Genomic DNA, 20,274 nt, shown 5'->3' on the forward strand with positions numbered 1-20,274 from the left:
TATGGCACTTAAATTGATGATACAAGGGACTGCATCATCTGTTGGCAAAAGCTTGTTGGTTGCCGCTTTTTGCAGGATTTTCAAGCAAGATGGTTACAGAGTAGCCCCTTTTAAGTCTCAAAACATGGCTTTAAATTCCTATATAACCGATGAAGGATTAGAAATAGGAAGAGCACAAGCTATGCAGGCGGAAGCGGCAGGAGTTAAGCCTTCTTATCACATGAATCCAATACTTCTAAAGCCCAGTTCTGATAAAAAAAGCCAAGTTGTTTTAAGAGGCAAAGTTTATAAAAACATGTCTGCAGCCGAATACCACCAATTTAAACCCCAGCTTTTAAAGTTTATTAAAGAGGACTTTGATTTTCTTGCAAGTCAAAATGACATTGTAGTAATAGAAGGTGCTGGAAGCCCTGCAGAAATAAATTTAAGAGATAGAGATGTCGTAAACATGGGTATGGCAGAGATGGTAAATGCACCAGTACTTCTTGTAGGAGATATTGATAAAGGAGGTGTATTTGCTTCAATAGCTGGCACTTTGCTCCTTTTAAAAGAAAATGAGAGAAATCGCATTGAAGGTGTACTTATAAATAAGTTTAGAGGAGACATTGAAATATTAAAGCCAGGTTTGGAGATGTTAGAAAACATTGTACACAAAAAGGTTTTAGGTGTTGTCCCTTATATGGATGTGCACATTGATGAAGAGGATGGGGCGACGGAGAGATTTTATCGCAGGAGTACAGAAGGAGATATAGAGATTGCAGTTATAAATCTTCCCCACATATCGAATTTTACGGATTTTGAACCTCTTGCTAAAGTTCCCGGAGTAAAGCTTCGCTATGTGAATAAAGGGGAAAGGATTGGAGATTGTGATGTTGTTATAATTCCGGGAACAAAAAACACAATTGGAGATTTGCAAGCATTAAAAGGATATAGGCTTGATAAGGAAATTTTTGAAATGAGAAAAAAAGGGAAATTTATAGTCGGCATTTGTGGAGGATACCAAATACTGGGAAAAGTCATTAAAGACCCAGGAAGAATTGAAAGTACAACTTCAGAAATTGAGGGACTGGGACTTTTGGATGTAGAGACTGTAATTGAAAATGAAAAGACAACAACCCAAATTAAGGCGGTTATTCGCAATAATTTACCATCAATATTATCACCTCTTAGAAATATTGCTGTAGAGGGATATGAAATACACATGGGGAAAAGTCGAATTTTGGGAGATTGTCAGCCTTTTTCAGTAATAACTCATAGAAATGGAGAAAAAATCGAAGTCTATGACGGTTGTATAAGCGATGATGGAAAAGTGTTTGGAACTTACATACACGGAATTTTTGAAAATAGAGAGTTTGTCAGGGAATTTATAAATATTGTGAGAAAATCAAAAGGACTTTCTCCTATAGAGGAAATTATTGATTACAAAGAATTTAAAGAAAGAGAATATGATAAGCTTGCAGATATTGTGAGAAAAAGTATCGACATGAAAAAAGTCTATGAAATTATGGAGAGGTATAAAGATTAATGGAAGTGGTATTAGCCTACTTATTAGATTTGTTGATAGGAGACCCTGAAGGATATCCTCATCCTGTAAGAATTATAGGGAGAGTGGTATCACATTTAGAGAGTATACTTAGAAGATATGCTAAAAGCAACAGAGCTTTAAAAATAGCAGGTTTTATACTGTGTGGACTTACAGTAACTTTGGCATTTGCAGCAACATATGCACTACTTTATATTGCAGGACTTATACATCCATATTTAAAATATGCTTTCGACGTTTTAATTATATATACCTGTCTTGCTACAAAAGACCTTGGTAAAGCTGCAGGAAAAGTATACGAAGCCTTGACAAAAGGAGATATCACTGAGGCAAGAAAAAGGCTGTCTTACATAGTTAGTAGGGATACAGATAAACTTGATGTTGAGAATATATCCAGAGGAGCGATAGAAACAGTTGCAGAGAATATATCAGACGGTATAATAGCCCCTATGTTTTACGCGTTTATAGGAGGTGCGCCGCTGGCTATCTTTTATAAGGCAGCAAGCACTCTTGATTCTATGGTAGGCTATAGAAATGAAAAGTACCTCGATTTAGGATTTGCTTCTGCAAAACTTGACGACATATTAAATTTTATCCCTGCTCGCATAACAGGTTTTTTGATTGTTATAGCTGCTTTTCTCTTAGGCTATGATTATAAAAATAGTTGGAGGATTTTTTTAAGAGATAGGTTTAAACATCAAAGTCCAAACAGTGCTCACGGAGAAGCAGCAGTTGCCGGTGCTTTAAATATACAACTGGGAGGGCTTAATTATTATTTTGGAAAGCCTGAAATTAAACCAACTCTTGGGGATGGAAAAGAAAAAATTATCCCCCAACACATAAAATACAGCATAAAAATAATGTATATGACTTCATTTTTAGGTCTTGTGGTGTTTTATGGGATGAAGATTTTGGTACCATAAAGGAATAACTTATAATTGCCTCAAAATATTACATAAAAACACCTAAAAATTGTAAATAGGAGGAGATTGATGTGAAAGAAAAAGCAAATGCATTAAAAAATGTTAAAACTCTTACTCTTGTTGCTATGCTTATAGCCTTAAGTGCAGTAGGTGCTCTCATAAAAGTTTTTAACACAGTTGCTTTCGATTCAATGCCAGGATACTTTGCCGCATTATACCTTGGAGGTTGGTATGGAGCCCTTGTGATAAGTTTAGGGCATATGCTTACAGCAATTACTTCTGGATTTCCTTTAGGGCTTACAAATCACATATACATAGCAGTGCAAATGGCATTATATGCCTATTTGTTTAAATTTTTTTATCGAAAATTTAACATCTATATTGCAGTAATCGCTGCTACGATATTAAATGGTCCTGTTGCAACCCTTTTGTTTGTGCCCATATTCGGATGGGGATTTTTTGCGGCATGGGTACTTCCCCTAACAATTGCGTCATTTGCAAATGTATTTCTTGCAGCATTGGTTTACAAAGCGATACCTAAAAGGAGTAGAGAATAAAAAGTGATTGAGAGATACAGAGATTTAGTGATAATTTATGAAAATGATGTAGCATATGTGATATCTTGTGACAGCCTCGGAGCAATAGGGAATAAAGAGCATGATGTGTTAAAAGTTGATGAAGAGATTGTAGGAAGGACTACTGTAAAAGTAGCTCTTTCGGAAGTGTTGTGTGTAGGAGCAAAACCCTTAGTCATATCAGATACTTTATCCGTTGAAATGAATCCAACAGGGCAAAAAATTTTAAGAGGCATAAAAAGCGAGCTTGAAGAGAACGGACTTTCAGACGTAGTTTTTACAGGAAGTACTGAAGAAAATTTTCCCACATCTATTACAGGTATAGGAATCACTGTAATAGCAAAAGCAAATGTTTGTGATTTAAAGATAAAAAAAGTGAAAGCAGGTATGCATGTTTCTCTTTTAGGTTATCCACGTGTAGGAAGTGAAGTTTTAGGAGCAAAAGATGTTCTTAATTTAAGTGATTATATAAAGATTTCTAATTCCAAAGAAATAGTGGAAGCAATACCTGTTGGTTCAAAAGGTGTAAAATATGAAATTGGCATATTAGAGAAGATATCAGGATTAAAGGTGGAGGCGAATTTTCCACAACATCTTGATGTATTAAAATCAGGGGGGCCATCCACCTGCTGCCTTGTAGTGCACAACGAAGAAGATACAGTATCTATTAAAGGACTGACAGATAAACCCTTAACATATGTCGGGGTGCTGATTTAGAGTAAACGAAAGAAGGTGTTTCAATGAAGCCTTATGAGCATGGTGGAAATGTTTATGATTATGAAGGAGAAATAATTGATTTTAGTTCAAATATAAATCCTCTTGGGGTTCCGGAATGGATTTTTGATATTATCAAAAAAGTTGATTTAACGAAATATCCGGATATAAAATATCGAAAACTAAAAGAGGCTATTTCACAGTATGTGGGGTATTCACAAGAAAATATAATTGTTGGAAATGGTGCGACAGAGCTCATACATCTTTTTGTGAGAGCATTTAAGGTGAAAAGACCCCTCATTCCGTCTCCTGCTTTTTTGGAATATGAAAGGGCAGTCCACATAAACGGTGGTGAACCGATATATTTCAGGCTGGAAGAAGACTATGGGTTTAAAGTAAATCTCGCAAAGCTTATTTCACAAATGGAAGAGGCGGATTCTTTAATCATTGGGAATCCTAACAATCCTACAGGACAAGCCATAATTAGAGAGGAAATAGGAATTTTATTAAAAAAAGCGGAGATTTTGAACATGCCTGTCATGATAGATGAAGCTTTTATTGAATTTATGAAAGACTATAAAAATTATGAAGCTTTACCTCTTATAAAAAAGCATGATAAATTGTTTGTTGTAAGAGCGGCAACGAAATTTTTTGGTATGCCGGGGTTGAGGCTGGGATATGGGATTGGGAGCTCTTCTTTAATACAAAAACTGGAAGAGTATAAAGAGCCTTGGACAGTAAATGCTCTTGCAGATGCTGTGGGGAGAGAAATATTTAAAGATGAAGCTTATATAGAAAAAACAAGGGAATATGTAAATAAAGAAATAGAGTATATGCTTTATACTTTAAGAGAAATTGATTATTTAGTTGCTTTTGATACAAAAGTAAATTTTATATTGTTAAAGTTAAGAACAGGAAGGGTAAATAACCTTAAACAAATACTTCTAAAAAAAGGAATTCTCATAAGAGATGCTTCTAATTTTAGATATCTGGACAAAAGCTTTTTTAGAGTTGCTATAAAAAGACATGAAGACAATGAAAAATTGATACAGGCTTTGAAAGAAATAGATATAAAAGACTTGGTAGAAGATAAAGAAAGGGTTGTAATATAAATGAGCCTTGTTATGATCACAGGCGGTGCAAGGTCTGGCAAAAGTGAATTTGCTGAAAAATTGGCTTTAGAAAAAGGAGGAAACAGTGTCCTTTATATAGCTACTTCTATTCCTTTTGACGAAGAAATGAAGGAAAGGGTCAAAAGGCATAAAGAGAGAAGGCCACCTTTTTGGCAGACAAAAGAAGTCTACAAAAATTTATATGACGTAATATCAAAAAGCAGTGCCAAAGTCGCATTGATTGACTGCCTTACAGTTATGATTACAAACCTATTAATGGAAGTTGACTTAACATGGGAGAATGCAGGAATGGAGGAGATTGATAATATAGAAAATCAGATTGCCGATGAAGTGGATGAAATATTGTCCGCTAAGAAAGATTTTAAAGGGGATATAATTCTTGTAACAAATGAAGTGGGAATGGGATTAGTGCCCGAATACAAACTGGGCAGGATATTTAGAGATATAGCAGGCAGGATGAATAAAAAAGTGGCAGATGCTGCAGATGAAGTTTATTTAATGGTTTCAGGAATACCTCTTAAAATAAAGGGATGATTGAAAGGGATGCAATATCTTTATGGAAGAAATTAAAAGATTGGTACTTGCGATGCAGTTTATGACACACCTTCCTATACCAATAGAAATTGATGTTGAAAAAAGTGAGTTTTATAAAATAGCATCTTATTTTCCAATAGTCGGAATTGTTATAGGAGGTATCCTTTCACTTTTTTATATTGCTTTAAAGGATTTCTTTTCCCGGGAAATTGTAATGACTTTTATTGTAGCTTTTTCTTATGTTTTAACAGGAGCAATGCATATTGACGGGCTGGCGGATACTTTTGATGGCCTTTTTAGCAATAAGGATAAAAGTAAAATGCTGGAGATAATGAGAGACTCAAGGCTTGGCACAAATGGAGTCTTAGCTTTAGTTTTTATGGTGGTTTTAAAAATATTATTTCTCACCAATATAAACGAAAATATTACTTTAACAGCACTTTTAATTACCCCAATAATTGGGAGATTGTCAATTGTATTTTCTATGATGATAACTAAATCCGCAAGAGGTGGAGAAGGCCTTGGAGGACTTATGCTGGGTAAAGTAGGGATAAGGGAGTTTGCTATAGCTTTTGTTATTTCAATTGCTACAAGCTATTTTATACTGCCTTTAGCGGTTTTTGTAAAAATACTTACTATATCGCTTTTTGTTACTTATATTGTATCAAAGTATATTTCGCTGAGAATAGGTGGTATGACTGGGGATACTCTCGGTGCAGTAAATGAATTGGCAGAGCTTACTGCACTCATTTGCTTTGTAAGTGTGTCATTATAAAAAAGGAGAGATTTTTATGGGAAAAGGATTATTAATAATAGCACATGGAAGTCGTGTTGAAGAAACGAGGGAAGCAGTATACCAAGTTATAAATAAAATAAAGAGCTTCAAAATATACAAAGACGTAAAAGCAGGTTTTATGGAATTTAACCAGCCTGATATATCTACTTCCATAAGAGAATTTGTCGAAGAAGGAATTTACGATATCATAGCAGTTCCTATGTTTTTATTTGAAGGAAACCATGTGTTACATGATATACCTGAGGTTTTTGGAAAAGAAAAAGAAAAATATCCGGGTTTAAAGATTAAGTTTGCAAAGTCTATAGGGTATGATGACAGAATCGTAGACATAATACTTGAAAGAGCAAAAGAGGTAGAATAAAAGTTTACCTTATGGGAAAGGGTTGTTTTTTATGAATTATATAACTGACCCTAAAGAGATTGAGAAGAGAAGTTTTGAAATAATAAGTAAAAATATTGACGAGATGAAGTTTGAAAAAAGAGAACTTATGATTGTAAAAAGGGTAATTCATGCGACGGCAGACTTTGATTTTGCTCACATAATAAAAATCTCTGATGGGGCAATAGATGCAGGTTTAAAAGCCTTAAAAGAGGGATGTACAATTGTTACAGATACAAAAATGGCTGAAGCGGGAATAAACAAAAAGGCTTTAAAATCTATAGGAGCAAGTGTTAAATGTTACATTGACATGCCACAAGTAGAGGAGCTTTCAAAAACGTACGCCATTACAAGGTCAATGGCATCAATGGTTATAGCCTCAAAAGAGAAAAAGAATAAAATATTTGCTATTGGAAATGCTCCAACAGCCCTTTTTAAGCTTTGCGAACTCGCAAATTCCGGTGAAGTAATACCTTATTTAATAATTGGCGTTCCTGTAGGTTTTGTTGGAGCAGAAGAAGCAAAAGAAGAAGTGAAAAAACTTGGAGTGCCCTACATAATAACGGAAGGAAGAAAAGGTGGAAGTACAATAGCGGCAGCTATAGTCAATGCTCTTTTGTACATGATGGGCGATTGATACAAAAGACAGGTGCAAAAGTGGGTGAAATTATGGAAGTATATACAATTAAAGAAGGTAAAAAGCTGAGATACGGCTATACTACTGGCTCGTGTGCGGCTGCTGCCTCAAAAGCCGCTACCTACATGCTTTTTACAGGGGAGAAAATAGACACTGTAGAGATAGATACACCAAAGGGGTGGCACCTTATACTTGATGTTTTAGATGTGACGTCAGGAGAAGGGTGGGTAAAATGTGGAATAAGAAAAGACGGCGGTGATGACCCTGATGCAACTCACGGGCTTATAATATATTCAAAAGTGGAATTAAAAGAGGGAGAAGGAATTGACGTTTACGGAGGAGAGGGAGTAGGAGTTGTCACAAAACCGGGGCTACCCGTAAACCCTGGAAAACCCGCTATTAATCCTGTTCCAATGTCCATGATTTTAAATGAAGTCAAAAAAGTACTGCCAGAAGGGAAAGGTGTAAAAATTACCATAAGCGTGCCAGGTGGTGAAAAGGTGGCTTTAAAAACTTTTAATCCGCGGCTTGGAATAGTTGGAGGAATATCAATACTTGGTACCTCAGGAATTGTAGAGCCTATGTCGGAGGAAGCTTTAAAATCTTCTCTTGAGTTAGAACTTTCTATTCTTTCTGCCGAGGGACATAAAAAGGTAGTTTTTGCTCCAGGAAATTACGGCAAAGATTATGCTATGAAAGAAGGCCTTGAAGAAAGGCTTATCATATCTTATGGGAATTTCTTAGGATTTATGCTGGAAAAAGCAGTAGAGTACGGCTTTACACATGTGGTGTTGGCAGGGCATATAGGTAAACTCGTAAAAGTAGCAGCAGGGATATTTAATACCCACAGCCATGTTGCAGATGCAAGAGCAGAAATAATGGCGGCTTATGTAGCCCATTTTGGTGCAGATAAAAAGACTGTTGACAAAGTTCTGGATTCAAATACAACTGAAGAAGCCCTCGATATAATAGAAAAGGCGGGAGTCAATATAAAAGACTTTAGTCAGTTTATCGCTGACAGGGTCTACATGAAATGTAAGCAGTATGTTTATGATAAATTAAATATCGAAGTTCACCTCATTTCATTGAAAAGAGGCATTATTGCAAAAGCAGGAGAGAAAGTAGAATGGTGACGATTGTGGGAATAGGGCCGGGAAACAAGAAATTCATTACCCCCTATGCACTTGAAAAAATAAAAAAAGCGGATGTGCTAGTGGGAGGCAGGCGCCATCTCAAGGAATTTGAAGATATTGATTGCGAAAAGATTGTGATAAACGCTTCAACAGATTACCAAAGTATACTCAACAGAGAAGGCAATATTGTCATTTTGGCATCGGGAGAACCTTCTTTGTACGGCATAACCGAAGTGATTTTAAAATATGTGGACAAAAGCCAATTAGAAATAATTCCTGGCATAAGTTCAATACAATACATGTGTGCAAAACTTAAAATAACAATGAATGATTTGACAGTGGTAAGCCTGCACGGCCGCAGTGAGGATTTAGTGAAAAAAGTAAAAGAAAATAGAAAAGTCGCTATTTTTACTGATAATACACATACGCCACAATTTATTGCAGCCTTATTGAAAGAGGGAAATTTGCATGACAGAAAAATACACGTTGGTGAAAATCTGTCTTATGACATCGAGAGGATTTACTCTTTTACAGTAGAGGAACTTTTAAACTGCAATAAAAAATTTGATTTAAATGTAGTGGTGATAACATGTGGCAATACATGACACCGGGAATTCCCGATGAATATTTTGTACGAGGCAGTGTACCAATGACAAAGGAAGAAATAAGGGCTTTGTCAATATCTAAGTTGAAGCTTAAAGAAGACAGCATAATATGGGATATTGGTGCTGGTACAGGTTCTGTTTCTATTGAGGCTGCTTTAATATCAAAAAAAGGTGTTGTTTATTCTATAGAAAAAGAGGAAGAAGGAATAAGACTTATAAATGAAAACATCAAAAGATTTAATGTAGAAAATATTGTTGTGGTAGCCGGTTTAGCGCCTGATGCCCTTTTAGATTTGCCATCTCCTGATAGGATATTTATTGGAGGTACAGGGGATAAAATGTATCAAATATTTGACATTGCCACAACTAAATTAAAAGAGGAGGGGGTAGTTGTAGTAAACGGGATTACGCTTGATACAGCATATTCAGCTAATCATTATTTTAAACAAAAAGGATATAGGGTTGAAACGATATGTGTAAATATTTCAGTTTCAAAGGAAGCAGGAAATAAAACGATGATGATAGCTAGAAATCCTGTTTACATAATAACGGCGAAAAGAGAGGGATAGAATGGCAAAATTATACGGCATAGGAGTAGGACCGGGTGAGGAAAGCCTTATTACTTTAAAAGCTGTAAAAATACTTCAAAAGGCAGATGTGGTGATAGCGCCCACAAGCAAAGGAGAAGGAAGTATTGCTTATGAGATTGCAAAGCCTTATATAAAAGGCGATGTAGTATTGATGGAATTTCCCATGACCTACTCAAAAGAAGACCTTAAAACAAAGTGGGAAGAAAATATTGAAAAAATCAAAGAGTTGCTTGATGAGGGGAAAGACGTAGCTTTTATAACAATAGGAGACCCCATGATTTACAGTACCTACATATACATTTTAAAAGGGATTAAGGATTACGAAGTAGAGACCATTCCTGGAATTACCTCATATAGTGCAGCCGCTTCAAGGTTAAATATCCCAGTTGCGGAGGGAAACGAGACTTTTGCAGTGATTCCATCAGGAGATGTGACGGAAATTTCAAAAGCACTTGATATGTTTGATAACGTGGTATTGATGAAAATTTCGAGAAAATACGATGAAATAGTAAATCTTCTAAAAGAAAAAAGCTTCAAAGGATACCTTGTGATAAAGTGCGGCCATCAAGATGAAAAAATATCCTGCGACCTTGATAGATATATAGGGAAAAAGATAGACTATTTGTCACTCATTATTGCAAAGAAGGTGAAGTAGCCGTGATTTATTTTATTGGTGCAGGACCAGGAGACCCTGAACTTATAACATTAAAAGGGATGAAAATAATACAGGCTTGTGATGTCATCATATACGCAGGGTCACTTGTCAATAAAGAGATATTGAAATACGCAAAACCAGAGGCTGAAATTTACGATAGCGCTTTAATGAACCTTGATGAAATAATTGAGCTTATGGTAAAATCTTATAATGAGGGGAAAGATGTAGCGAGAATACACACAGGAGACCCTGCTATTTACGGTGCCATACATGAACAGATTGTGAGGCTGGAAGAAGAAAATATAGATTATGAAGTAATTCCCGGTGTTAGTTCTTTTTTGGCAGCAGCGGCAGTTTTGAAAAAAGAGCTGACGATTCCTGAAATAACCCAGACGGTTATTATAACACGAATAGGCGGAAGGACAAAAGTACCTCCAAAAGAAGACTTAAAAGATTTATCCCGCCACAAAGCTACAATGGCGATATTTTTAAGCGTGCAGGACATTGACAAAGTTGTTTTAGAGTTGAAAGAGGGTTATGAAGAGACTACACCTGTAGCAGTTGTGTACAAAGCTACTTGGGAAGACCAAGTGATTATTACAGGTACTCTCAAGGACATTTCACAAAAGGTCAAATCAAAGGGAATAAATAAAACAGCTATGATACTTGTAGGAGATTTTTTAAAAGATGTAAAGTCTTATTCAAAGCTTTATGATAAGGAATTTTCTCATAGCTTCAGGAAGAAGGAAGATTTATGAGAATAGCGATAATCGCTCTTACAAAAAACGCATCAAAGTTGGCGAATGAGATTGGCACAAAATTAAAAGGGGATGTGTATGTAAAAGAAAAATACACAACCCCTGAAGGTTACGCAATAGAAGGAGATTTTATAGACTTTGTCCATAAAATATTCAGAAAATATCAAGGGTTGGTCTTTGTAATGGCTACAGGGATTGTGGTAAGGGCAATTGCAGGGGTTGTGAAGGATAAATTTACTGACCCTGCTGTTGTGGTAGTAGACGAAAAAGGGAAGTTTGCCATAAGCCTTTTGTCCGGACATGTGGGAGGTGCAAACAGACTTGCGCTCAAAGTGGCTTCTATAATTGGAGCGCAGCCTGTCATAACAACTGCAACAGATGTAGAGGGAGTCATATCCCTTGACGTTATTGCTAAGGACTACGGGTACCAAATTGAAAATAAAGAAGATTTAAAAAAGGTTAGCGCTGCCTTTGTAAATGGAGAAAATGTACGTTTTATTCTTGATGAAGATGCAAAGAAAATACCTATGCTAAAAGATTATGTAAAAAACAGAGATGACCGTCAAGTTGACGCTTTTGTTTACATAACTGACAAAGAAATAAAAAAACCGTTAGGAAAACCTTATGTCATATTAAGGCCTAAAAATATAGTTATTGGCTTAGGATGCAAAAAAGGAATAGCTTTTGAGGATTTGTTTCTCTTTGTCAGTGAAACCTTTAAAAAGTTAAATTTAAGCTTAAAAAGCATCAAGTCAATTGCTACTATAGACATAAAAAAGGAAGAAAAAGGGATACAGCAGTTGGCAAAATTTTTGAAAGTTCCTCTTGTGTTTTACACAAAAGAAGATTTAAAAAAAGTAGAAGATAAATTTCCTATCTCGGATTTTGTTTTTCATACCGTGGGAGTTGGAAGTGTTGCAAGGCCTTCTGCTTATTTAGCTAGTAGCGGTGGCAAAGAGATAGCATATCTTAAGAAGAATGGGATGACACTTACCATATATAAGAAAGAAGGATTGACATGGGATGGATTAAAGTCGTGGGAATAGGTCCCGGTGATATAAATGACATGACTCTTAAAGCCTACAATGTCTTAAAAGAATGTGATGTAGTCGTAGGATATACTACTTATATAAACCTTATTAAACCTTTAATTGAGGACAAAGAGGTAATTTCATTAGGGATGAGAAAAGAAATTGACAGGGCTAAAAAAGCTGTGGAGTTAGCTTTACAAGGTAAAAATGTGTGCATTGTGTCAAGCGGTGATGCAGGCATATATGGCATGGCAGGGCTTATGTATGAGGTTGTCCATAAAGAAAACATAGATTTAAAAATAGAAGTAATACCAGGAGTAACTGCTCTAAATGCTGCGGCAGCTATACTGGGAGCACCTGTAATGCAGGATTTTGCAGTTATAAGTCTTTCAGACCACTTGGTACCTTGGCAGGTGATAGAAAAAAGATTGGCTCTTTCAGCACAAGCTGATTTTGTAATTGTCCTTTACAACCCTAAGAGCAAAGAAAGGCCGGAAAACCTTATGAAAGCCCAGAAAATTATTATGAAATACAAAAAAGAGGATATCCCTGTAGGAATAGTAAAAAATGCTTCAAGAGAGGGACAACAAGTGATAATCACCACTTTAAAAGAAATGGCAAATTATGAAATTGACATGAGGACGATTGTAATAATAGGGAATGAAAGTACTTATGTAGAAAATGGCAAAATGGTAACGCCGAGGGGATATGTACTGTGATACTGGTTTTGGCAGGTACAAAAGACGGAAGGGAGATTGCAGAAAGATTAAAGCTTAAAGGTTTTGAGGTTATAGCAAGTACAGTGACAGATTATGGTGCAAGTCTTTTTAGTGAGGGAATTAAAGTTCACAAAGGGGTACTGGATGAACTAAGCCTCATTGATTTTATTTATAAAAACTATATAGACGTTGTAGTTGATGCGACTCATCCTTTTGCAAAAGATGTAAGCATAAATGCTATAAATGCCTGTAACAAAACTGGTATCAAGCATATAAGGTATGAAAGAGAAAGTCTATATTACTACAAAGCGATTGTAGTTAAAAGTTTTGAAGAGGCAGCAGAAGAATGTAAAAAATACGACAGCATTTTTTTGACTGTAGGTAGTAAAAACCTCGAAAAATTTAGGGTTCTCTGGGAAATAGGAAAAAAGGTAACCGTAAGAGTGCTTCCTTCAAGTAGCGCCATAAAAAAGTGTGAAGATTTAGGATTAAAACCCAAAGATATAATAGCGATGGAGGGCCCTTTTACCAAAGAGCTTAATTATCAAATGTTTAAAGAAAGAAATGCGGAAGTGGTTGTGACAAAAGACAGTGGCATTGTGGGAGGAGTATTAGAAAAATTTGAAGCTGCTAAAATGCTGGGTATTCCTGTGATTTTAATAAAAAGGCCTGATATAAATTATCCTATTGTAGTAACAGATGTTGATAGTCTCATAAATGAGGTGACAAAAAGTGGACATAAATAATATTAAGATGGTGGGAGTAGATAAGGATACTCCTTTAGAATTGAGAGAAAAAGTTTCTTTTAAAGATATTGGAGAGGCATTAATAAAATTAAAAGAGTTGGGACTGGAGGAGGTTGTAATACTTTCCACCTGTCACAGAAGTGAAATTTATTTCTATTCACAAAAAATATCCACGGATGAAGTAAAAGATTTTTTCATAAATTACTTTGGCTTAAAAGAAGATTTCATAAAATATTTAAGGCAAATTTACGGACTTGATGCAGTGGAACACATTTTTAGAGTTGCCTGTGGACTTGAATCTATGGTAGTAGGTGAAGACCAAATATTGTCACAGGTGAAGGAGGCTATAGATACCGCACAGACTTTCAACTCTTCCGGAAAGATACTTTTTAAACTCTTTAGGGATGCAGTAACTCTTGGGAAAAAAGCTCGTACAGATACGGGTATAAAAGATCTGGCTTTGTCTATAAGCTATATTGCAGTTAAATTTGTTCAAGAAGTATTTGAGGATATAAAAGGCAAAAAGGCTTTTGTGATAGGTCTTGGCGAGATGGGGCAAAATGCTATGAAAAATCTTTTAGATAAAGGTGCTGATGTATTTGTTACAAACAGGACTTTTTCAAAAGCTATTGAATTAAAGGAGCAAATTCCACAGATAAATATTGTACCTTATGAAGAGAAGTACCTGCACATTGTCACCAGTGATATTGTAATAAGTGCTACAAATGCTCCTCACTACACAGTAAATTATGATAAGTTTAAAAAAATATACGACGGCAGAAAAATTTGTATGGTGGATATAGCTCTTCCCAGGGATATAGACCCGAGAATTGGACAAATAGAAGGAGTAAGTCTTTATACTATTGACGATCTAAAAAAGACAGCGGAGGAAAACAAAAAAGAGAGGCTTTTACTTATTCCCGTTATTGAAAAAATGGTGAAAGAGGAAGTGAATAAATTTGAAAAATGGTACAAAACACTTGAAATAGAGCCTTATATAAAAGAAGTAAGTAGATATGCCAATGAAGTTTGTAACACAGAATTTCAAAGAATTGTAAATAAATTGACTGACGTATCTGAAAAAGACAAGGAAAATATAAAAATCGCTTTAAAAAGAGTTGCAAATAAAATGGCTAATAAAATGATAACATACCTTAAAGAAAATGCATATTAGAATCTGGAGGGAAAGATGAAAAAAGTTATAAAAGTCGGCACAAGGTCAAGTGAATTGGCTTTAAAGCAAACTGCAATGGTTATAAATGAAATAAAAAAGTTTAGGCAGGATTTTGAATTTGAAATAGTAAAGATAACCACACAAGGGGATGCATTAATTGACAAACCTGTTAGTGAAATAGGGGGAAAAGGGGTTTTTGTAAAAGAAATAGAAAGTGCATTGCTCAAAGGCGAAATTGACATGGCAGTCCACAGCATGAAGGACATGCCTTATGAAATACCTAAAGGGCTCAAGCTCATGGCAGTTTTAAAAAGAGAAGACCCAAAGGATGTGTTTGTTTCAGGAGATGGTACGCAATTTATGGATTTAAAAGAAGGGGCTAAAATTGGGACCAGCAGTTTAAGAAGGCAAGTGCAGCTTAAAGCTTTAAAGCCAGACATACAGATTGTTCCAATAAGAGGTAATGTGAGGACGAGGCTCAAAAAAATGGAAGAACTAAACCTTGACGGCATTGTTTTGTCAGCGGCGGGTTTGCACAGGTTAGGATTGGAGAATATTATTACTGAATATTTTCCACCTGATGTAGTTGTACCAGCACCTTGTCAGGGAATTCTTGCAGTAGAAATTGCAGAAAGTTTTGATAATATATTTCAAGAGTTTTATCCCTACATTGTTGATAGAAAAACATTTTTTGAGGCTTCTGTTGAAAGGGAACTTCTAAAAGCCTTTGGAGTTAATTGTAGACAGCCTTTTGGTGCCTATGCCCAATACAGAAAAGAGGAAGACGAAGAAAAAATAAACATAAAAGTTGCTTATCAAAAAGAGAATAAGCTTTTAAAAAGTGAAGTGACTGGCTTAATTGAAGAAACCGATAAAATGATAGAAAAGCTTATTGAGGAATTTGGAGGTATATGATGTCAGGGATTGTATATTTGATCGGAGCAGGACCTGGAGATATTGGGCTTTTAACATTGAGAGCAGTCGAACTAATAAAAAATGCAGATGTGCTGGTGTATGACAGGCTCATTAATGAAGATATTTTAAAAATGGCAAAAAAGGATGCAGAGCTTATTGATGTTGGAAAGTTTCCGGATAATCACAAAGTACCTCAAAGTAAAATAAATGAAATAATTGCGAAAAAGGCCCTTTCTGGCAAAAAAGTAGCAAGAATTAAAGGAGGAGACCCTTTTGTATTCGGAAGAGGTGGCGAAGAAGCGGAATATCTTACACAAAAAAGAATACCTTATGAGGTAGTGCCAGGCATAACATCTGCAGTGGCTGTCCTATCCTATGCAGGAATTCCTGTAACCCATAGAGATTTAAGTTCGTCATTTCACGTAATAACGGGTCATGAATGGAAAGGGAAAGATAAAAAACTCGATTGGGAGGTCATATCAAAACTCGATGGGACACTTGTATTTCTCATGGGGATAAAAAATATAGAAAAAATTGTGAAAAAACTTCTCAATTACGGCAAAGACCCTCATACACCGGCAGCAGTAATAATGGAAGGTACTACTCCAAACCAAAAAGTTGTGACTGCAAAACTCATTGATATTTCAAGTCTTGTACGAAAAGAAGGAATAAAAAATCCGGGAGTTTTTGCTGTAGGAGATGTTGTAACATTAAGGGACAGATTAAAATGGTATGAAAACAAAAAGCTTTTTGGGAAAAGGATTTTGCTTACAAGGACCTATGAACAATCACAGCAGATGAAAAAAATTTTGAGTGAAGAGGGAGCAGATGTTGTTGTTTGTCCTACTATTAAAATCACGCCGTTTTTAAATAATATAGTAAAGTTTTTAGAAGAAATACATAAATTCGATTATGCTGTATTTACAAGTGTAAATGACGTTTGGAGTTTTATTGAAGCTTCCCGAGAAAAAAGGGTTGATTTAAGAAATTTAAGAATTAAAGTAGTAGCGATAGGAAGTAAAACTGCGGAAGCTTTAGAAAATATTTTTATATATCCAGATATAATTCCTGAGGAGTACACCTCATACTCTTTAGCAAATGCACTTAAAAAACATGTTGAAGGAAAAAACATAGCGCTTTTGACTTCTCAGATAGGCGGGGATATATTGCTGGAAAGTCTAGGAAATTGTGCTAACGTACAAAAAATTGTCGCATATAAAAATGAACCAAATTATGAAATAAAGGAAAAGCTTATAAGTGAACTCCGCAAAGGAATAGATATTGCTGTATTTACAAGTTCCTCTACCTTTAATTATATGCATCAATTAATAGGAGACGAAATAAATCTTCTAAAAAACTCTAAAATAGCTGCAATAGGACCTGTAACAAAGAAAGCTATAGAGGATAAAGGATTTAATGTAGACATAATGCCAAGTGAATACACAACGGAAAAACTTATTGAAGAAATATTAAAAAACTATCAAAACCAATAGAAAGAGGAGATAAAATGGATTTGGTAAAAAGGCCAAGAAGGCTTAGGATGAACAGTATTTTAAGGGAGATGATACGAGAAACTTCTTTAGATGTTGGTGACCTTATATATCCTCTTTTTGTTGTGCCAGGAGATAATATAAAAGAAGAGATAGATTCAATGCCGGGTGTTTACCATTTTTCTATAGATTTGCTTGTAGAAGAAGTTAAAGAAGTGCGTGACCTTGGAATTCCTGCTATTTTACTTTTTGGTGTGCCTTCATATAAAGATGAATTAGGGTCAGAGGCTTATAGTGAGGAAGGCATCGTTCAAAAAGCGGTGAGAGAAATAAAAGAAAAAGTGCCTGAAATTGTGGTAATAACAGATGTGTGTATGTGTGGGTATACAATTCATGGTCACTGTGGAATTGTTGAAAATGGACAAGTTGTAAATGACAAAACGATAGATTACATCGCTAAAATAGCCTTGTCCCATGTTGAGGCAGGGGCGGATATTGTAGCGCCTTCTGACATGATGGATGGAAGAGTAGCTGCCATAAGAAAGCTTTTAGATAGTAAAGGATTTGTAAACACACCTATTATGGCTTACAGTGCTAAATACGCTTCCTCTTTTTATGGACCTTTTAGAGAAGCAGCAAATTCTTTCCCACAATTTGGCGACAGAAAGTCTTATCAAATGGACTATGGAAACTCCAACGAAGCCTTAAGAGAAATAGCTCTTGACATTGAAGAAGGAGCAGATATTGTCATGGTAAAGCCGGCACTTTCTTATCTTGATATTATAAGGCGGGTAAAGGATAATTTCAACATTCCTATTGCTGCTTATAATGTAAGTGGAGAATATTCAATGGTAAAGGCGGCAGCTAAGATGGGTTGGATTGATGAAAAATCGGTAGTCTTAGAAATACTCACTTCAATTAAAAGGGCAGGGGCAGACATAGTTATAACCTACTTTGCAAAGGATGTTGCAAAATGGTTTATTACCCTATAATGCTTAATATAAAAAACAAAAAATGCCTTGTTGTAGGGGGTGGCAAAGTTGCTCTTAGAAAAATTTTATCTCTTGTTGAAGGAGAAGCTTTAGTTACTGCCATTTCTCCTTCTTTTGATGAGGAAATACTTAAGCTTTCAGCAAAAGAAAAGGTGGAACTTATAAGACGTGAGTATCAACAAGGGGATGTAAGGGGATTTTTTGTTGCGATTGCTGCTACAGATGATGAGAAGGTAAATAAACTTGTTGCGTCAGATGGAGAAAAATACAATGTGCTTGTAAATGTGGTTGATGATAAAGACCTTTCTTCTTTTATTGTACCTGCCATTGTAAAAAGGGGAGACTTAATTATTTCTATATCTACAAGTGGCAAAAGTCCACTTCTTTCGAGAATGATAAAAGAAAAATTGGAGTCAATTTTCAATGACGAGTATGAAAAACTATTACAAAAGCTATACCAGAAGAGGATAGAATTAAAGGAAAAAGATTTTGCTGAAGAAGAGAAAATGGCTATTTACAGAAAAATTATTGAGAAAAGCGGGCTGTTAAGAGGTGATTCTGTGAAAACTGATAAATCACAAAAGCTTTTTGAAAAAGCTAAAAAACTTATGCCGGGTGGTGTCAATAGCCCTGTAAGGGCTTTTAAATCAGTAGGAGCTACTCCTGTTTTTATAAAAAAGGGGCAAGGAAGTCATATATGGGATGAAGATGGCAATGAATACATAGACTACGTTCTTTCATGGGGACCGCTAATACTTGGGCATTCACATCCACAGGTGGTAGAAGCTATTAAAAAACAGGCACAACTTGGGACCAGTTTTGGAGCCTGCACAGAGTTAGAAGTTAAGATGGCGGAAAAAGTAATTGAGGCTGTTCCATCTGTAGAAGTTGTCAGAATGGTAAATTCAGGAACAGAAGCCACCATGAGTGCTATAAGGCTTGCAAGGGGGTATACGGGCAGAGACATCATTGTAAAATTTGAAGGATGTTATCACGGACATTCTGACAGCTTACTTATAAAAGCAGGCTCAGGGGCACTTACTTTTGGAATTCCTGATTCAAAGGGCGTGACAAAAGAGGTAGCAAAGGATACAATTATAGCGAGATACAATGACATCAAAATGGTAGAAGACATTTTTAAAGTTTATGGTGAAAATATTGCTGGTGTCATTGTAGAGCCTGTTGCCGGAAACATGGGTACTGTTTTGCCTGATGAAGAGTTTTTAAAAGGATTGAGAGAGATTACTACAAAGTATGGGGCACTTTTAATTTTTGATGAAGTGATGACAGGTTTTAGAGTGTCTTATTCGGGGGCACAAGGATTTTACAACGTCATGCCTGACATTACCACACTTGGGAAAATCATTGGAGGTGGACTTCCTGTCGGTGCCTATGGAGGAAGAGAAGAGATAATGAGGTTGGTTTCTCCTGATGGGCCTGTGTACCAAGCAGGGACTTTGTCTGGCAATCCTCTTGCAATGGCAGCAGGCTTTGAGACTTTAAAAATATTATCTGAGGATCCGACCCTTTATGAAGAATTAGATAAAAAAGCAGAAAAACTATGTAATGGGTTAAAAGAGAGCATGGTTCAAAATGGAATTGATGTTACAATAAATAGAATAGGCAGCATGATGTGTATGTTTTTTAATAAAGAGAGTGTGCATGACTATGATTCTGCACTAAAATCGAATACTACTTTATACGCTAAATATTTTAGAGAGATGCTTAAAAGAGGAATATACATGCCGCCTTCACAATTTGAAACCTTCTTTTTGTCAACTGCTCACACAGATGATGACATTGAAAAAACGATTGAAACAAGTTTTGAAGTGGCGAAAATTATAAGTCAGCAATTAGAATAAAGGCATTTCGGTTTGTGCAAAATGTCAAACTGAATGAGTTATCTACAAAATCTTAGCACAGATAGAATTCTTGCCTTTTATTGACAACCTAATTTATAAAATGATATGCTTTATTTAAAGGAAGAATTGAATAACAAGCAAATACAGGTGCCCAATTTTGCAGTCAAAATTGGGTTAAAAGGGAAGCCAGGTGAAAGTCCTGCACGGTCCCGCCACTGTGATGGTGAGCTCTTTACATTATGCCACTGTCCGGCACTCAGCGAATACTTGGTGAATGCCGGGTGGGAAGGCGTAAAGAGCGATGAACCTAAGTCAGGAGACCTGCCTGTATTTGTGTTACACTTACTCTACGGTCGATAGAGGAGGTGTT

The 20,274-nt window shown here is 35.8% G+C and carries 22 protein-coding genes, 1 pseudogene and 1 riboswitch; all 23 genes and pseudogenes read left to right on the forward strand.

Translation table 11 applies throughout. The features are described from left to right. Position 1 precedes the first annotated feature (1 nt). Complete coding sequence (locus TETH514_RS01520) at positions 2-1,525, forward strand: cobyric acid synthase (RefSeq protein ID WP_009051853.1); 1,524 nt, start codon at positions 2-4, stop codon at positions 1,523-1,525. Beyond that, positions 1,525-2,466: an adenosylcobinamide-phosphate synthase CbiB gene (cbiB, locus tag TETH514_RS01525; protein WP_009051852.1), complete on the forward strand. Its 942-nt coding sequence runs from the start codon at positions 1,525-1,527 to the stop codon at positions 2,464-2,466. Before TETH514_RS01520 ends, cbiB begins: the two co-directional genes overlap by 1 nt. Before the next feature lie 71 nt (positions 2,467-2,537). Then, positions 2,538-3,023, forward strand: coding sequence for an ECF transporter S component (locus TETH514_RS01530; protein WP_009051851.1), 486 nt, complete (start codon positions 2,538-2,540; stop codon positions 3,021-3,023). Positions 3,024-3,026: 3 nt separating this feature from the next. Next, positions 3,027-3,758: an AIR synthase related protein gene (locus TETH514_RS01535; RefSeq protein ID WP_009051850.1), complete on the forward strand. Its 732-nt coding sequence runs from the start codon at positions 3,027-3,029 to the stop codon at positions 3,756-3,758. A gap of 23 nt (positions 3,759-3,781) precedes the next feature. Next, entirely contained in the window at positions 3,782-4,867 is a 1,086-nt protein-coding gene (gene cobD, locus TETH514_RS01540) for a threonine-phosphate decarboxylase CobD (protein ID WP_009051849.1), read from the forward strand. After that, positions 4,868-5,422: a bifunctional adenosylcobinamide kinase/adenosylcobinamide-phosphate guanylyltransferase gene (cobU, locus tag TETH514_RS01545; RefSeq protein ID WP_009051848.1), complete on the forward strand. Its 555-nt coding sequence runs from the start codon at positions 4,868-4,870 to the stop codon at positions 5,420-5,422. A gap of 22 nt (positions 5,423-5,444) precedes the next feature. After that, a complete protein-coding gene (cobS, locus tag TETH514_RS01550; protein WP_009051847.1) occupies positions 5,445-6,197 on the forward strand; it encodes an adenosylcobinamide-GDP ribazoletransferase in 753 nt (250 codons plus the stop codon). Positions 6,198-6,213: 16 nt separating this feature from the next. Further along, positions 6,214-6,579 (forward strand): sirohydrochlorin chelatase, encoded by a 366-nt coding sequence (locus TETH514_RS01555; RefSeq protein WP_009051846.1) that lies wholly within the window; start codon positions 6,214-6,216, stop codon positions 6,577-6,579. A gap of 31 nt (positions 6,580-6,610) precedes the next feature. Then, on the forward strand, positions 6,611-7,234 hold the full coding sequence (locus TETH514_RS01560) for a precorrin-8X methylmutase (protein WP_009051845.1): 624 nt from the start codon (positions 6,611-6,613) through the stop codon (positions 7,232-7,234). Between the two features lie 32 nt (positions 7,235-7,266). Beyond that, complete coding sequence (gene cbiD, locus TETH514_RS01565) at positions 7,267-8,367, forward strand: cobalt-precorrin-5B (C(1))-methyltransferase CbiD (protein ID WP_012268586.1); 1,101 nt, start codon at positions 7,267-7,269, stop codon at positions 8,365-8,367. After that, entirely contained in the window at positions 8,361-8,972 is a 612-nt protein-coding gene (gene cbiE, locus TETH514_RS01570; protein ID WP_009051843.1) for a precorrin-6y C5,15-methyltransferase (decarboxylating) subunit CbiE, read from the forward strand. Before cbiD ends, cbiE begins: the two co-directional genes overlap by 7 nt. Next, positions 8,969-9,541: a precorrin-6Y C5,15-methyltransferase (decarboxylating) subunit CbiT gene (gene cbiT / locus TETH514_RS01575; protein ID WP_009051842.1), complete on the forward strand. Its 573-nt coding sequence runs from the start codon at positions 8,969-8,971 to the stop codon at positions 9,539-9,541. Before cbiE ends, cbiT begins: the two co-directional genes overlap by 4 nt. Position 9,542: 1 nt before the next feature. Next, on the forward strand, positions 9,543-10,217 hold the full coding sequence (gene cobI / locus TETH514_RS01580; RefSeq protein WP_009051841.1) for a precorrin-2 C(20)-methyltransferase: 675 nt from the start codon (positions 9,543-9,545) through the stop codon (positions 10,215-10,217). A gap of 2 nt (positions 10,218-10,219) precedes the next feature. Further along, positions 10,220-10,975, forward strand: coding sequence for a precorrin-4 C(11)-methyltransferase (gene cobM / locus TETH514_RS01585; protein ID WP_009051840.1), 756 nt, complete (start codon positions 10,220-10,222; stop codon positions 10,973-10,975). Further along, a complete protein-coding gene (gene cbiG / locus TETH514_RS01590; RefSeq protein WP_009051839.1) occupies positions 10,972-12,021 on the forward strand; it encodes a cobalt-precorrin 5A hydrolase in 1,050 nt (349 codons plus the stop codon). Before cobM ends, cbiG begins: the two co-directional genes overlap by 4 nt. Then, a complete protein-coding gene (cobJ, locus tag TETH514_RS01595) occupies positions 11,994-12,725 on the forward strand; it encodes a precorrin-3B C(17)-methyltransferase (protein WP_009051838.1) in 732 nt (243 codons plus the stop codon). The genes cbiG and cobJ overlap by 28 nt, the downstream gene beginning before the upstream one ends. Continuing rightward, positions 12,722-13,471 carry a precorrin-6A reductase gene (gene cobK / locus TETH514_RS01600; RefSeq protein ID WP_009051837.1) on the forward strand — a complete coding sequence of 250 codons (750 nt, stop codon included), beginning with the start codon at positions 12,722-12,724 and terminating at the stop codon, positions 13,469-13,471. The genes cobJ and cobK overlap by 4 nt, the downstream gene beginning before the upstream one ends. After that, positions 13,458-14,645: a glutamyl-tRNA reductase gene (hemA, locus tag TETH514_RS01605; RefSeq protein WP_009051836.1), complete on the forward strand. Its 1,188-nt coding sequence runs from the start codon at positions 13,458-13,460 to the stop codon at positions 14,643-14,645. Before cobK ends, hemA begins: the two co-directional genes overlap by 14 nt. Positions 14,646-14,660: 15 nt before the next feature. Then, entirely contained in the window at positions 14,661-15,560 is a 900-nt protein-coding gene (gene hemC / locus TETH514_RS01610; protein WP_009051835.1) for a hydroxymethylbilane synthase, read from the forward strand. Continuing rightward, entirely contained in the window at positions 15,560-17,053 is a 1,494-nt protein-coding gene (gene cobA / locus TETH514_RS01615; RefSeq protein ID WP_009051834.1) for a uroporphyrinogen-III C-methyltransferase, read from the forward strand. Before hemC ends, cobA begins: the two co-directional genes overlap by 1 nt. Positions 17,054-17,067: 14 nt before the next feature. Continuing rightward, positions 17,068-18,042, forward strand: a complete 975-nt coding sequence (gene hemB, locus TETH514_RS01620) for a porphobilinogen synthase (protein WP_009051833.1) — start codon at positions 17,068-17,070, stop codon at positions 18,040-18,042. Further along, a pseudogene (locus TETH514_RS12805) lies at positions 18,042-18,467 on the forward strand (bifunctional precorrin-2 dehydrogenase/sirohydrochlorin ferrochelatase); the annotation flags it as partial. The gene hemB and the pseudogene TETH514_RS12805, both read left to right, overlap by 1 nt. Before the next feature lie 135 nt (positions 18,468-18,602). Next, the gene (hemL, locus tag TETH514_RS01625) at positions 18,603-19,904 is read left to right on the forward strand and encodes a glutamate-1-semialdehyde 2,1-aminomutase (protein WP_038016383.1); all 1,302 of its coding nucleotides are present in this window, start codon (positions 18,603-18,605) and stop codon (positions 19,902-19,904) included. 128 nt (positions 19,905-20,032) lie between these two features. Further along, positions 20,033-20,248, forward strand: a riboswitch (cobalamin riboswitch). Positions 20,249-20,274: the final 26 nt, after the last annotated feature.

Origin of the sequence: Thermoanaerobacter sp. X514 (genome assembly GCF_000019065.1) — a bacterium.
Taxonomy (GTDB): Bacteria; Bacillota; Thermoanaerobacteria; order Thermoanaerobacterales; family Thermoanaerobacteraceae; genus Thermoanaerobacter; species Thermoanaerobacter pseudethanolicus.

Coding starts and splice junctions, on each gene's coding strand:
- hemC (WP_009051835.1), top strand. CDS start 14,661: ATGAAAAAAGTTATAAAAGTCGGCACAAGGTCAAGTGAATTGGCTTTA.
- cobD (WP_009051849.1), top strand. CDS start 3,782: ATGAAGCCTTATGAGCATGGTGGAAATGTTTATGATTATGAAGGAGAA.
- cbiT (WP_009051842.1), top strand. CDS start 8,969: ATGACACCGGGAATTCCCGATGAATATTTTGTACGAGGCAGTGTACCA.
- cobI (WP_009051841.1), top strand. CDS start 9,543: ATGGCAAAATTATACGGCATAGGAGTAGGACCGGGTGAGGAAAGCCTT.
- cbiG (WP_009051839.1), top strand. CDS start 10,972: ATGAGAATAGCGATAATCGCTCTTACAAAAAACGCATCAAAGTTGGCG.
- cobJ (WP_009051838.1), top strand. CDS start 11,994: ATGGGATGGATTAAAGTCGTGGGAATAGGTCCCGGTGATATAAATGAC.
- cobS (WP_009051847.1), top strand. CDS start 5,445: ATGGAAGAAATTAAAAGATTGGTACTTGCGATGCAGTTTATGACACAC.
- cobA (WP_009051834.1), top strand. CDS start 15,560: ATGTCAGGGATTGTATATTTGATCGGAGCAGGACCTGGAGATATTGGG.
- TETH514_RS01520 (WP_009051853.1), top strand. CDS start 2: ATGGCACTTAAATTGATGATACAAGGGACTGCATCATCTGTTGGCAAA.
- TETH514_RS01560 (WP_009051845.1), top strand. CDS start 6,611: ATGAATTATATAACTGACCCTAAAGAGATTGAGAAGAGAAGTTTTGAA.
- cbiD (WP_012268586.1), top strand. CDS start 7,267: ATGGAAGTATATACAATTAAAGAAGGTAAAAAGCTGAGATACGGCTAT.
- cbiE (WP_009051843.1), top strand. CDS start 8,361: ATGGTGACGATTGTGGGAATAGGGCCGGGAAACAAGAAATTCATTACC.
- hemB (WP_009051833.1), top strand. CDS start 17,068: ATGGATTTGGTAAAAAGGCCAAGAAGGCTTAGGATGAACAGTATTTTA.
- cbiB (WP_009051852.1), top strand. CDS start 1,525: ATGGAAGTGGTATTAGCCTACTTATTAGATTTGTTGATAGGAGACCCT.
- cobU (WP_009051848.1), top strand. CDS start 4,868: ATGAGCCTTGTTATGATCACAGGCGGTGCAAGGTCTGGCAAAAGTGAA.
- TETH514_RS01555 (WP_009051846.1), top strand. CDS start 6,214: ATGGGAAAAGGATTATTAATAATAGCACATGGAAGTCGTGTTGAAGAA.